Source organism: Mesorhizobium sp. RCAM 05099, assembly GCF_059683685.1.
On record NZ_JCASJC010000002.1, the window covers coordinates 71,847 to 84,288 of the forward strand.

Here is a 12,442-nt window from a genome sequence, read left to right on the forward strand (position 1 = left end):
CGGTCGGCCATACCGCATGGACCGGGGCGAGGCCGCACTGATGATTGGGGAACCCGGTTCATGCGAAGCCGTTGTGTACAATATGGATTGAGGTCCTGCGCTTGAACGAACCAGTCCCAAATACCGAGCGCGGGCCCCCAAGGAGTTACGGGCCTCGCCCGCCGGGTCGTACTGGTGGCGGTGCGTCCGCGCAAGTCAAAAACAGGCTTGTTGCGGGGTTGCTCGTAGCATGCCTCGTTATCGGCTTCGGGGTGCTCGCCGAGGACGTCCTGGAAGGCGACACGACCGAATTTGACCTTGCCATTATGTCGGCTCTTCGCGCAGCCGATCCGGCCTATCCGATCGGTCCGCCATGGCTTCAGGAAGCCGCCGGGGATGTGACCTCAGTCGGCAGCTTGGTGTTTCTTGGCTTCGTGTTGCTGACAGGAGTTGTCTATCTTCTTCTGATCCACAAGCGGGCTCTCGCCATCTGGATGGCGGTGGCGGTGGTTGGCGGCGAACTGCTCGGCACAATCCTCAAGCTGAGCTTCAATCGGCCTAGGCCGGAGATCCCTCATGTCACGCGAGTATTCACGGCAAGCTTCCCGAGTGGACATGCAATGCTTTCAGCGATCGCGTTCCTGACCGTGGGCGCACTCCTTTCACATGCAAACCAGGAGCGGCGTCTTAAAGCGTTTTTCATGTCGATCGCGGTGTTTCTGACGGTAGCCGTTGGGATAAGCCGGGTCTATCTCGCGGTCCACTACCCCACGGATGTCTTGGCCGGATGGTGCATTGGTTCTGGTTGGGCGATCCTGTGTTGGACCGTCGCGTTATGGTTCCAGGAAAGGCCAAAACGGGGGCTGGGAACTTGAAGGTTCTGGCCCTCATCAACAAAAATGCCGGCGCTGCGGCACGCAACGGCGACATAGAGAGAGCCGTACGGGATGGGTTCGCCGAACGTGGCATTGAGGCGGATGTGCGATTGGTGGAGGGACGAGAGGTTGGAGAGCTCGCTCGGCGCTTCGTTGGCGAAAACAAGTCGAGGTCCGGCCGTGGATCAATATTGGTCGTGGGCGGTGGCGACGGCACCATCAGCAGCGCGGCCTCGGCGCTGGTGGGGACTGATCTGTTGCTCGGTGTCCTTCCGCTCGGCACATTAAACCACTTTGCCAAGGATTTAGGTGTGCCGCTCGACCTCACGGCGGCGATCGATACAATCGCGACAGGTAAGCCCCTGGCCGTCGATGTCGCCGAGGTCAACGGCCGCGTCTTTCTTAACAACTCATCGATTGGGATCTATCCCTTTTTTGTTGCAAAGCGTTCAGTCGAGCAGCGGCGCCGCGGGTTCGGCAAGCTTGCCGCCATCGGACCCGCTCTCATGAGAACGTTGAGATCCGCCTCGTGGCAGGCTGTCCACGTCGCTGCTCAGGGCACCCGCGAAAGACTGCGGACGCCCTGTGTGTTTGTTGGCAACAATTTCTACGACATCGCCGATCTTGGCCGCCGCCGCAGCCTGTCGTCAAAAGAGCTGTGCGTTTACGTCGTCAAGCAGCAGTCCTGGTTTGGACTGGCATTGCTTCCGTTCAAAATCGCGTTCGGCATGATCGACTCCACCCGAGATCTTGAAATCTATCGGGCCAGTTCACTCCAGATCACATCGCATCGCCACGCCATGCTGGTTTCTCTGGACGGCGAAGCCGTCAGTATCGACATGCCCCTGAACTTTCAGATTCGACCAGCGGCCTTGCAAGTCCTTGCACCTGCCAAAATGACCAGAACCGGTGGCCGTGGCTGAAAGCGGAGAACCTCGGTGAAAACCCTCGTGCACCTTTCGGATTTGCACTTCGGAAGAACAGAGAGCCAGCTTGTGGTAGCGATCGCGGCCGCGGTTCGCGCCGTCGACTCTGATTTGCTCGTCGTATCGGGGGATCTGACGCAGCGCGCCCGGAAAGACGAATTCCTGCAGGCGCGGGCCTTCCTTGATTCCCTTCCTGGCCCCCGCATCGTCGTGCCCGGCAATCACGATGTGCCGCTCTGGAATGTCCTCGCGCGCGCATGGAGGCCTCTATCGCGTTACAAGCGCTACATTGAGGCGGACACCGAGCCGTTCTATGCCGACAGTGAAGTCGCTGTCGTCGGGATCAACACGGCACGATCCCTGACAATCAAGGATGGCAGGATCAATGTCCGCCAGCTCGAGGCGGCGACAGAGAAGTTCTCACATATGTCCGATGACATTACCCGGGTAGTGGTCACTCATCATCCTTTTGAAGGGCTGGATTTGGAAAGCGACGAAGGCATCGTTGGCCGCGCGGATCTGGCAATGGATGCCTTCTCACGCAGCGGCGTAGACGTCATATTGTCTGGCCACCAGCATCTTCACCGCACCGGCTCGAGCGCAAGGCGTTACCTTATCGACGGCTATGCGGCGCTGCTCATTCAAGCGGGAACGGCGGTTTCATCGCGGCTTCGCCACGCTGCAAATTCCTTTAACATCATTCGCATCGAGCACCCAAGGATCTCCGTCGAATGTCGAGCCTGGCAGCCTTCGCGGGCCGGGTTCGAAATCTCAGCCAGTTATTCCTTTCGGCACGGTCCAGGCGGGTGGGAAGCTGCGTGAAGGTGATCAGGAACAGCGTCTTACTCATCCGCAAGGGAGACACCGCGCTAATGTCGCTGCCCCAGCCCTGAGAAGGCTCGCGTACAATTTCCGACCGACTTGCGAGATGTCATAGCGCTGACAATCTTTGCGGCGTCCTTGTGACGCTCAATACGACTTCGACTGCGGCCCCAGCGTGCATGCTGAGTGGGATGCAGAGCAGCACCCTTCGGGCAGGCGTGGCGGAGCCAACCGCTTGCGCTCATTGACATCGTTCGGCCCGAGTGCCGTGCCTGTCGGGGCTGAGGTCGAAGCGATGAATTTGGACGCAACACAGTTGGCCGAGGCGACGCTTTGCGCCACGACAATGCCTGACGGTCATAAAGAGAATAGCGGCTGCTGAATCAATCTGCGTCGGCAAGACTTATTCGGGCCCAGGTTCGTAACGCACGATGGCGTCGAGGATGGTGCGGTAGAGGCTGTCGACCTCTTCGTCGATCTCTTCCCGCTTGATGCCGAGCGCCTTGGCGTCGGCGATCAGCTTGTGCGTCAGCTCGTCAATGCAGATGACATCCGCCTTGGTCGTCGCGGGGACGTTGTTGGCGATCCATCGGCCGAGGAAGTTTATGCCGCGTGTGCTCATTCAGACTGAAGCTCAACCGCCGGCCTTGGTTCCCCACGACTGTTGCCGTGAAGCCTTTGCTCCCGCAATCGAGCGGTCTTGGCTTCCCTGGCCTGCCGTTCGGCATCAAGCACGAGCCTGCTTTCCCGATCGGCTCTCTCAATCTTTTCGCGATCTACTCGACGTTTCAAGGCAGCCTCCTTTGGTCCGACGGGCCAAAAAAGGTTGACGGACAAAATGGTTCCCGGAGATATTTTTCGGAGCCTCCATCATTTGTTATTGAGGGAAGTGGCAGGCGAAGATTCGTCGGCGAGAGCGGCAAGGCTCGGTTGTCTGATTATTACAAAGTGCTAAAGAATCAGCGATGTCCGATCTGAAAACACCGCTAATCCGAAAGCTCGAAAGCTTGGGTCGCCTTACCTCAGATGAACGCGAGAGCGTCGAAGCTATGCAGCTTGTAGGTAAGGAGCTTACGCCCGGTCAGCAGATTGCGGTTGAAGGCAACGAGCCAAGCCATTGTTGCTTGGTGGTTGAGGGACTCCTGCGACGGTATAGCATTTTGAGCAACGGCAATCTGCAAACCCTCTCAATTCATGTCCCCGGCGATATACCTGATCTCCAGGGCCTGCATCTTAGAACCATGGATCACACACTCGCCTCGATCGGGCAAAGCAAGGTTGCCCTGATTGCACACCGCGACCTTCTTGAGGTTCTCCGCAAATCACCTCGCCTCGGAAATCTATTTTGGCGGGAAAGCTTAGTAGATGCAGCGGTCGCGCGCGCCTGGGTAAAGGTCTTGGGGGGGCATGATGCGTTGGGCAGGCTAGCCCACTTGGCCTGTGAGCTTTACGCTCGCATGAACGTCATGGGGCTGGTCAGGGACAATTCTTATCCCTTACCACTAACTCAAATGCAGATCGGCGAGACCGTCGGGGCGAGTATAGTTCACGTAAATCGCATATTGAAGAAACTCCGCGCGGACCGTCTTTTAGAGCACAAAGACGGGCGGCTGGTCATTTTGAACTGGGACGCTTTGAGCGAGGCTGCAGACTTTGAACCCGGTTATTTGAACCTGCGAGACGCGCGCTATTTGGATCTATCGCCAGCGGCTGGCCGTTAGTCGTCTCCGTTCATTCCTCCCAGAAATCCTGCACCGAAGCATGGCGCAATTTCGCCTCGCGCGATGAGCAAGCCGCACGCAAAGTTCTGCGAAAAGCTGAAGGCACTTGGCGGATCCAAGTAGCTAGCTGCCGACGGTTGGGGAGGCACTGTGGCCTGCTGCCGGTTTTTCGGACACGAGGTTAAGCTAACATAGCTTGTTCCTCGAACTCCACGGGGCTCAGATAGCCCAGCGTCGAGTGCCTTCGCCGAGGGTTATAGAAGCGCTCGATGTAATCGAACACATCCGCCCTCGCATCATCTCTCGTCCTGTAGACCTTGCGGGCTGTCCGCTCGGTCTTGAGCGACGAGAAAAAGCTCTCCATCGCAGCGTTGTCCCAGACGTTGCCCGACCGGCTCATCGAGCAGGTGATGCCGTGGTCGGCCATCAGTCGCTGGAACTGCTCGCTCGTATATTGCGATCCCTGGTCGGAGTGGTGCAGCAGGCTGTCGGGCTTGCCTCTCCTCCAGATCGCCATGATGAGAGCGTCGGTGACGAGCTGCGCGGTCATCTCGGCCTTCATCGCCCAGCCGACGACACGGCGGGAGAACAGATCGACGACGGCGGCAACGTAGATCCATCCTTCCGCAGTCCAGATATAGGTGAAGTCGGCGACCCACTTCTGGTTCGGGGCCGATGCCTCGAAGGCGCGATCGAGGAGGTTGTCCGACACGGCGGCTCGCTCGCCGGTATCCTTCGGCAGTCCGCGCCGGCGTGGACGTGCCCGGAGGCCGTTCTCCCGCATGAGGCGTTCGATGCGATGCAGTCCGCAGGAAAGCCCCTCTGCCAGAACGTCGTGCCAGACCCGACGCGCGCCGTAGGTGCGGTCGCTGCTCTTGAAGCTTCGGTCGATCCTGGAAACGAGGATCTCGTCATGCTGGGAGCGAACGCTAGGGCTGCGGTTGAGCCAGGCATGGAAGCCCGAGCGGGACACATCCAGCGCACTGCACAGCCATGCCACCGGCCAGATGTTCCGGTGCCTCGCGATGAAAGCGAACCTCATGTCACTTCCCTCGCGAAGTAGGCTGCGGCCTTTTTTAGGATGTCGCGCTCCGCCTTCAGCTTCGCGACTTCCTTACGCAGCCGGTCAATCTCCTGCTGCTCCGGCTTCATCTGCCCATGACCGGGAAACGCACGCTGCGGATCGGCCGATAGCTCGCGCACCCATTTGCGCAGCACATTCTCGTGGACATCGAGGTCGCGGGCAGCCTGGGCCACCGCAACGCCCCGATCCTCGATCAATCTCACCGCCTCAAGCTTGAACTCGCGGCTGAACTTCCTTCTCTGCATTCCCACTCTCCAGTTCCGTTAAACACCTTATCTCGGTGTCCACGAAACCGGCAGCAGGCCAAAGCGGTGCCTTATCCCCTGAGCTATAAGCGCGATTATCTTGAGAGCTACGGCGGCCTTCTGGGAACCCGAATTGAAGTATTTGAGGGCCAAGACCAATGGTTCGTGGGGGTAGTGGAGGACGACGAAGAACGCACCTACTCATTCACGCTGGAAACCTTCGCCCTGGCGTTTGCGGAGCGCCAGAGGATGCGACTAAAGCTTCCTGCGATCGTGAGGCTATAGCGCAACCCGCAACAAATCCTATCGTTCGAGGCGACGGCTAAGAGCGCAGTCTTACGATTCTTATCTGCCAGCTCGTGGTCGCGATGCGAATGACACCTCGTCCTGTTGCGCTGTAATAGCGCTCTAGTCAGCGCAGAAACCCAAGATATGCGGCGTCGGAAACAGGGATCGGAACAGTCGGCGTCGACAAGTTTGGCGGGGCGAATATTGAGAAAGTTGAGATAACGGTCGGTGAGGAAACCGCATCTGCAAAAGCAGTCGTGACCATGGCGTGTCGGTCTTCGGATAATGTGGTCTTCAAAGGGGACGCTTCTGCGACAGTCGATCTTGACGCCGAGATGAACCTTTCAACCTGCGAGATGAACCACCTGGAAGTCCAGATCGTCATAGCTCCCGCGATGGCGCCGTTGGCCCCCGCTGGCTAAATTCGGCCAAGTCCGTATCGCAGTCAGGATCATCCGCCAGTGCGGCTTGTCGAAGGCGCTGACAATGGTCGTGGTCGGCTTGTCGGTCATTTTATCGGCCGCCCTGTGAAACACCGGTGTCTCGACGAATGGGCTGAACAGGTTCCGGTTTTTCTTCGGTTCTCTTCGTAGCGGACCTATAGAAAAGCACGAACGCGAACAGCAGATATCCAACCTGCAATATGATCAAAGTTAGGAAAGTCCAGGCCAGCGCCCTCCAGAACGAACCCGTTGCAAGGTAAGTCCAGATCGCCACTACGGCCGAAGTGGTGAACATCCCCACTAGGAATTGCGGAAAAAACACGGTTGTTGCCCGGCCCCCGTTGACGATGGCCGCCGCTCAATTTGCGAAGCGGCGGGGCCCCTCGTTTGCCCCGATTGCCGGGTGAGAGATGCCCCGGCATTGCTGAACAGTGCAATAGCGATGCCAGCCACCACGACCCATTATGGGACACCTCTGCAAAGCGGTGTCTATCGTCCGTCAGTGCGGCTTGTCGAAGACGACGACGATGTAGCTTGTGGTTGACTGTCGCTCATCGCGCCCCTTGCCAGGTAAAAGCCCGCGCCTCTGGCGGAGAGCGCGGGCCGATCAGGGTTGCCCCCGATCTTCAGCAGGCGATGGAGGGCACCGCCTGCCGCCACGCGCAAACTTTCAGAGACGGCTAATGTTCCGTCAATCCCGGTTTTGCCGTCGGTCAAAGGTCGGCTTCCAGTCGCGATTTCGGTCCCTCTGCTGGCTTTCGTAGTCGGGAATTACGGTAAAGAACACCGCCTCCCCAGCCGTCGAGCGCATCGCCGATGGCTGGCCAAACAGCAATATCGGCGCCCTCATGCCCTGGAATTACCAGAGCTGAACGGCCTCAGCTGCCCGCTTGCGCTTCCTCGACGATGGGCGCATCTGCCTGAGCAACAACGCCGCCGAGCGCGCGCTGCGGGGCGTGGCCTTGGGTCGCAAGTCCTGGCTGTTCTGCGGTTCGGATCGCGGCGGCCAGCGCGCGGCGAGCCTCTACAGCCTGTCGTCAACCGCAAAGCTCGATGACGTCGATCCTGAGGCTTGGGCTGACGTCCTGGCCCGTATCGCTGAGCACCCCCCAGCAAATCGATGAGCTGCTGCCGTGGAACTGGCGGTCGGGCGCCGAGTCAGCGCAGGCTGCTTAGCGCTCTACGGTAACGTCCGCAAGTCGGCACGGGCCTTACTTCGTGTGCCGACCCATTGCGGAAGTTCAACAGTAACCGCGAGCAATCGGCCTTCATCTTCTCCATTGTATGGCTTAGACTCGCCGCATGGGACTATTGACCTTCAGCATCAACGTCACCCTGGACGGCTGCGTCGACCACCAGGAGGGAATTGCCGACGACGAGACGCACGCCGTCTTCACCCGCCTTATGGATGAGAGCGGAGCAATGCTGTGGGGTCGCGTCACCTACGAGATGATGGAGAGTTACAGGCCGACAGTCGCCCGCGGCGATGAGGAGGCGCCGCCAGCGATACGCGAGTGGGCGGTCAAGCTGGAGGCCAAGCCGAAGTACGTAGTTTCATCGACGCGAAAGGCCTTCCCGTGGACCAACAGCCACCACATCGACGGCGACCTGCGCACGGGCGTGCAGAGGCTCAAGGACGCGACCCCGGCCGGCGTGCTCCTCGGTAGCGGTAAGCTCGCGACCGAGCTGGACCGGCTGGACCTAGTCGACGAGTACAAGCTCCTCGTGCACCCCAGGATCGCGGGCCACGGCCCGACCCTCTACCAGAGCGGGCTGCCCAGCACGCGACGGCTCGAGCTGATCTCGGCCAAGCCGCTTCGCAGCGGCGCGGTCGCCATGCATTACCGGCGCGCCCGCTGACCTAGCGCAGCCTCTTCGCGCCCAACTCGCGAGCCTGGGGGTCATAGGAAGCCTTCTCGCCGCGCAGCACGGCATACCCGCTGCTTCGCCATGGGAGCTCGGGTGATCAGGCCTAGGCCTTGTGGGCAATGGCGGCCTCCCACCCCGCCTGGAACTTCGTCCTGTCCGCTAACGGGACATAGGCGCCGCGGTGCTCACCGGATGGGTACCCCCAACGAAACCGCAGATCGGTTTTTCTTACACTCCGTGGCAGCGGGATCAGCAGGATGACGTCAGCCTATAGCAGCGCGGCCGCATGGATCGAGCGAGCGGGTGGCCTCGACCAAAGCGGCAGCTGCCCGTTCAACCCGATCTGCCGCATGGTCGACCTGGTCGGGCTTCTTCGCCAGCCTGTCGTGCAGCGTCGAAGGCCGTGCCGCGTGGTAGACGGCGCTTCGCTTTCGGCCGTCCAAGGTAGAGCCGCTGCTTCATAACCGGGCCGCTCGGGTTCCTCATCGGTCTGGTCGTGGGGTCATATTATCGCTTCGGTCAAGTCGGTACCGCCCCTTTCGTCCAAGCATGCCCTTGAGGCGGCAACGCTTGCGCGCGGCCACTCAGACACAATCCAGAAACACGCCAGAAAGACTCCAGAAATCAATCGAGCGCATAATTGACTGGAGGGTCAGTTCATCGGCTGCAGCACTGCAGCACTTGCTCGGGTTTGCGACAAGCGATGCAAAGGATCTCGATCAGCTTGATGGGTGCGTTGCTCGGCATTTCGCTCGTCACGGCCGTGGTTGGGGTATCCGATGCAAAGGTGGCGATCACCAGGGCGGAGCGTTGCAGCAATCTCAGCCGCCAAGTTGACGAAGCCCTCGAAACCCACGCCACGGCAACGCAGGTCACCGCGGCAAAAGCACTTCAGAAAAAGGGAAACCGGTTCTGCGCCAACAAGAAGCAGGCACAGGGAATTCGGATGCTAGCAAACGCTCTGAAGCTACTTGGAGTTACACCGATCGACCCAGATCAGTGACACTCAAATTCCGACCCGCATAAGAAGGAAATGACGCCATGAAAAAGTCCCTTCTCTCCGCACTCAGTCTTGCGTTCGCGCTCGCCGTCTCAATGCCGGTTCTCAGCGCCACCACTGCCGACGCCGCCACGAAGCAGGCGCCCGCAGCGGCGACCACAACTGCATCCGCGCCGGGGTCGGATGCCATGACGAAGAAACATGTCAAAAAGCACAAAAAGCACGTCACCAAGGCCTGCAAGGTGACCAAGAAGCACAAGTGCCCGGTGAAGCACAAGAAGCACACCGCGAAGAAGGCCGCCCACAAGAAGGCCTACTAAGCTCTGCTGTGTTATGAGGAGGCCGCCCCATCTGCATTCACTCGGACGGCCTTTTTTCTTGTGACTCGCTTGGTGGGTCAGCATGGCGCCAATGCGGCTTGTCGAAGACGCTGACGATGTAGGTTGTGCCGGGCCCGTGTTCCACCTTTTGGTGCTTCATCGTCCCTATTGATAAGTCGCCTATCTATTAGCTTAGGTGTATGTTTGGCCAGCCGGACGGGCCCCCGTCTAGAAGGCTCGCTGGTCAGGCCCAGGGGCCTTGCGCTGCCAGTACCCCCCTAGCAACCAAGCCGCTGGGCCGTTGCCTAAGTCTCTCGATTGGCGCGTTCAGTTCGCTTTGCTTCTTGGCGGGCAGGCGGTTTACCATCCACGCGGTCGAGAAATGTCTGGAGCGCTTGGATCATCATGCTGGCGCTTTCGACCCGTCCGCCTCCAGCCGCGAGTGTGCCCCCTCTGCTGCCCTTCGTAGTCAGGAATGACCGTGAAGGATCAGACGTCGAACAGGTCGGTTGGCCCGAGGCCGATCTCGTCGATGATGTCGGGCGTGTTAATGGCAGGTTTCCTCACCTTGCTGTCGATCGGCCACATCTTCATCAACTCGGATGGATAGGGCATGGATGGTGGCGATCAGCTCGTTCGGCTCGCAGGTTACGATGGCGAATGTGCCCACAAGTTCACCTGTCGCCTTATTGGCATACTCTTCCCATATGCCGGCCATGGCGAAAGGCTCGGCAGACTTCATGGCGATTGCATAAGGCTGTTTCTTCTTGCCCGATGGTTGAGCTTCTGCCATTCGAAATAGCCGTCGACCGGCACCAGGCAGCGTGAGGCGTAGGCCTTGCGGAACAGGCCATTGGAGGCGATGGTCTCGCAGCGCGCGTTCACCGGTGGCGGCCGGCCGCCGCCCTCCCGAGCCCAGCCGGGAACGGCCCCACTTGGCCGACAGGAACCCGGCCTTGCTCTTCACGAACGATGATCGGGTACATGAGACTTGGCGCGCCGTTCCAGATCGGAAAGCCATTTCCCATGCGCTCGATGTCGCCGGGATGGGCGGATTCGAAGCGCCGCACCATGTCGAGGATGGGCGATTTTACAAAGGCGCATCCGCACATATCGCACCCGGCATTTTGACGTTGGGAAGGCCAAAATGGGAACAGACTAGGAACATGTCAAGGCGTGTACGGGTGCTGGGTCAGTCGAGGTGCTACTTCCGCACTATCCAAACCAGCAATTCGGGGTCCACCCCGGGAACGCCGGTAAATTCTCGGATCATCTGTTCCGCGCTACTCCGCCAGCGGTCCTCGGGGATATTCTCTTCGAGCACCCACGTTCTGAAGGTATTGCGAATGACATCGCAATCGAAGGCGGAAATATGATCGGCATCGAGCAAATCAGCTTGGGCCATAGGAACCTCCGGCGTATGTTGGGCGGGAGCACCTGAGTTGACTTCCAAGCGCCCGTTTGCCGTTAGAGGCGGGCGACAATTCACGGTATGCTTAAATTCGAAACTTGCGAGTCAATTCGCAGATCGATTCGCCCCCCTTGGGCGTCACTTGGGAATGCCGGCGTCGAAGTGCACTACGGACTCGAGGACGGTGCGGTAAAGGCTGTCGACCTCATCGTCGATCTCTTCCCACTGTATGCCGAGCACCTTGGCGTCGGCGATCAGTTTTGTGTCAGCTCCTCGACGGAGATGATATCCGCCCTTGTCGTCTCGGGGACGTTGTTGGCGATCCATCGGTCGAGGAAGTTGATTCCGCGTGCGCTCATCTGGCTAATGTTGCCCCTTTAGTGCCCTGGCCTCGCGGAGCAGCGTTGAGCGGTCGTCGCCAATCGTATTTACAAGGTCTCCAGCCTGCGCCTCGGTAATTCCCGTCTCGCGCGCGAGGAACCGCACAAGAAAGTCCTCCTCTTCCTCCATCCGCGCTTGGTTCTTCCGCTTCCCCTCCCCCGTACGGTCCAGGTTTGACGGTGTTCGATGCGCTGCCTTTTTTGACCTTGGTTCGGACTGCAAAACCATCAGGCCGGCTTCTTGCGCCGCGGCGAGAAAGGCCTGGCGGGCCATCTCTATTTCCTCTGACGTAGTGATTTGACCTGTGCAAGCTTGCAGCAGCGCCGTAGAGTGTCCCATGCTCGGCGGGCCATCTCTCCATCATAAAATCGCTGCCTCAGCCACGCTGACGATTGTGCGAAAGGCTCCAGGCATTGACGCCTCAATGATCACAGGTTCCCCAAAGAACAGATCGCGCATGCTGTAGCCCTCGCTGCCAAGGAGACGAAAACTCGTTCCATCTACTGGTCACTGCACATTTGGCCTCGGGTGGGCTTTTAGGAAATACCCTAGCTGTCGGTCCTCTCGTCAGTCGGCGACTCCAGCATCGTGGTGCACAATCGCGTCCATGATTGTCTCATAAGCGCTCCCGATGTCTTCCTCAATCTCTGCGCTTGAGATGCCTATCGCCTTGGCGTCGGCGAAAAGTTTTTGGGTGAGGTCCGCAACTGACAGCATATCGTTGCTCGCGGTCTTAGGCAGGTTGGCGCCTATCCATTTGTACAAAAAGTCGGTTCCGCGTGTGCTCATTCAGCCATAAGTGCAAATGCGCTACTTTGTTCCGGAACAACTTGGCGGCCCACAGGTTCCCTAGCTGGAGGGTCACCAATGCCGACTTATTACATCGACGAGATACGGAACGACCAGCTTGTGGGATCCCACATAGCTACCGGCGACAGCCCAGAGGCCGCCCTTCAGAAGGTCACTGGAAGGAAGGTCTCGACACGAGCGTTGCAGGAACACTGGTTTAGGGTTGTGGACGAAGGCAAAAGGTCGGTGTCAGAATTTAGCTACGAGCACACGGTAACTCGACCCCGTG

General features: G+C 59.2%; 15 protein-coding genes and 2 pseudogenes. 9 read left to right on the forward strand and 8 right to left on the reverse strand.

Annotated elements, in window-relative coordinates:
* The first annotated feature begins 251 nt into the window (after positions 1–251).
* The 3 genes from AC56QQ_RS35080 to AC56QQ_RS35090 are packed head-to-tail and all read left to right on the forward strand — an operon-like array spanning position 252 to position 2,602.
* On the forward strand, positions 252–854 hold the full coding sequence (locus AC56QQ_RS35080) for a phosphatase PAP2 family protein (RefSeq protein WP_497129587.1): 603 nt from the start codon (positions 252–254) through the stop codon (positions 852–854).
* Positions 851–1,777, forward strand: coding sequence for a diacylglycerol/lipid kinase family protein (locus tag AC56QQ_RS35085; RefSeq protein WP_489863841.1), 927 nt, complete (start codon positions 851–853; stop codon positions 1,775–1,777). The genes AC56QQ_RS35080 and AC56QQ_RS35085 overlap by 4 nt, the downstream gene beginning before the upstream one ends.
* A 15-nt stretch (positions 1,778–1,792) precedes the next feature.
* Positions 1,793–2,602, forward strand: coding sequence for a metallophosphoesterase family protein (locus tag AC56QQ_RS35090; RefSeq protein WP_489863840.1), 810 nt, complete (start codon positions 1,793–1,795; stop codon positions 2,600–2,602).
* Between the two features lie 403 nt (positions 2,603–3,005).
* Here AC56QQ_RS35090 and AC56QQ_RS35095 read toward each other — a convergent pair whose 3' ends face one another.
* Positions 3,006–3,224 (reverse strand): DUF768 domain-containing protein, encoded by a 219-nt coding sequence (locus AC56QQ_RS35095; protein ID WP_497129589.1) that lies wholly within the window; start codon positions 3,222–3,224, stop codon positions 3,006–3,008.
* 343 nt (positions 3,225–3,567) lie between these two features.
* On the opposite strand from AC56QQ_RS35095, the gene AC56QQ_RS35100 reads away from it, so the two are divergent.
* On the forward strand, positions 3,568–4,323 hold the full coding sequence (locus AC56QQ_RS35100) for a Crp/Fnr family transcriptional regulator (RefSeq protein WP_497101092.1): 756 nt from the start codon (positions 3,568–3,570) through the stop codon (positions 4,321–4,323).
* Between the two features lie 181 nt (positions 4,324–4,504).
* Here AC56QQ_RS35100 and AC56QQ_RS35105 read toward each other — a convergent pair.
* A protein-coding gene (locus AC56QQ_RS35105; protein ID WP_157866075.1) for an IS3-like element ISMlo4 family transposase occupies positions 4,505–5,652 on the reverse strand; the annotation gives its coding sequence in 2 pieces (ribosomal slippage) (positions 4,505–5,403 and positions 5,403–5,652; 1,149 coding nt in all).
* Between the two features lie 506 nt (positions 5,653–6,158).
* On the opposite strand from AC56QQ_RS35105, the gene AC56QQ_RS35110 reads away from it, so the two are divergent.
* On the forward strand, positions 6,159–6,362 hold the full coding sequence (locus AC56QQ_RS35110; protein ID WP_497101099.1) for a hypothetical protein: 204 nt from the start codon (positions 6,159–6,161) through the stop codon (positions 6,360–6,362).
* On the opposite strand, the gene AC56QQ_RS35115 is transcribed toward AC56QQ_RS35110, so the two are convergent.
* Positions 6,285–6,452: a hypothetical protein gene (locus tag AC56QQ_RS35115; protein WP_489863827.1), complete on the reverse strand. Its 168-nt coding sequence runs from the start codon at positions 6,450–6,452 to the stop codon at positions 6,285–6,287. The genes AC56QQ_RS35110 and AC56QQ_RS35115 overlap by 78 nt on opposite strands.
* 1 nt (position 6,453) lies before the next feature.
* Entirely contained in the window at positions 6,454–6,678 is a 225-nt protein-coding gene (locus AC56QQ_RS35120) for an exopolysaccharide production repressor protein (protein WP_489863912.1), read from the reverse strand.
* A 598-nt stretch (positions 6,679–7,276) separates the two neighbouring features.
* On the opposite strand from AC56QQ_RS35120, the pseudogene AC56QQ_RS35125 reads away from it, so the two are divergent.
* The 4 genes and pseudogenes from AC56QQ_RS35125 to AC56QQ_RS35140 all read left to right on the forward strand — a co-directional run.
* A pseudogene (locus AC56QQ_RS35125) lies at positions 7,277–7,559 on the forward strand (IS66 family transposase); the annotation flags it as partial.
* Between the two features lie 126 nt (positions 7,560–7,685).
* Positions 7,686–8,243 (forward strand): dihydrofolate reductase family protein, encoded by a 558-nt coding sequence (locus AC56QQ_RS35130; RefSeq protein ID WP_489863826.1) that lies wholly within the window; start codon positions 7,686–7,688, stop codon positions 8,241–8,243.
* A gap of 712 nt (positions 8,244–8,955) precedes the next feature.
* Entirely contained in the window at positions 8,956–9,255 is a 300-nt protein-coding gene (locus AC56QQ_RS35135) for a hypothetical protein (RefSeq protein WP_489863825.1), read from the forward strand.
* 38 nt (positions 9,256–9,293) lie between these two features.
* Positions 9,294–9,572, forward strand: a complete 279-nt coding sequence (locus AC56QQ_RS35140; protein WP_489863824.1) for a hypothetical protein — start codon at positions 9,294–9,296, stop codon at positions 9,570–9,572.
* A gap of 489 nt (positions 9,573–10,061) precedes the next feature.
* On the opposite strand, the pseudogene AC56QQ_RS35145 reads toward AC56QQ_RS35140, so the two are convergent.
* The 4 genes and pseudogenes from AC56QQ_RS35145 to AC56QQ_RS35160 all read right to left on the reverse strand — a co-directional run bounded on the left by AC56QQ_RS35145 (position 10,062) and on the right by AC56QQ_RS35160 (position 12,153).
* Positions 10,062–10,684: pseudogene (locus tag AC56QQ_RS35145) on the reverse strand (SOS response-associated peptidase).
* 92 nt (positions 10,685–10,776) lie between these two features.
* Complete coding sequence (locus AC56QQ_RS35150) at positions 10,777–10,977, reverse strand: hypothetical protein (RefSeq protein ID WP_489863823.1); 201 nt, start codon at positions 10,975–10,977, stop codon at positions 10,777–10,779.
* Positions 10,978–11,346: 369 nt separating this feature from the next.
* A complete protein-coding gene (locus tag AC56QQ_RS35155; RefSeq protein ID WP_489863822.1) occupies positions 11,347–11,637 on the reverse strand; it encodes a hypothetical protein in 291 nt (96 codons plus the stop codon).
* Between the two features lie 294 nt (positions 11,638–11,931).
* Entirely contained in the window at positions 11,932–12,153 is a 222-nt protein-coding gene (locus tag AC56QQ_RS35160) for a DUF768 domain-containing protein (protein ID WP_489863821.1), read from the reverse strand.
* Between the last annotated feature and the right edge of the window lie 289 nt (positions 12,154–12,442).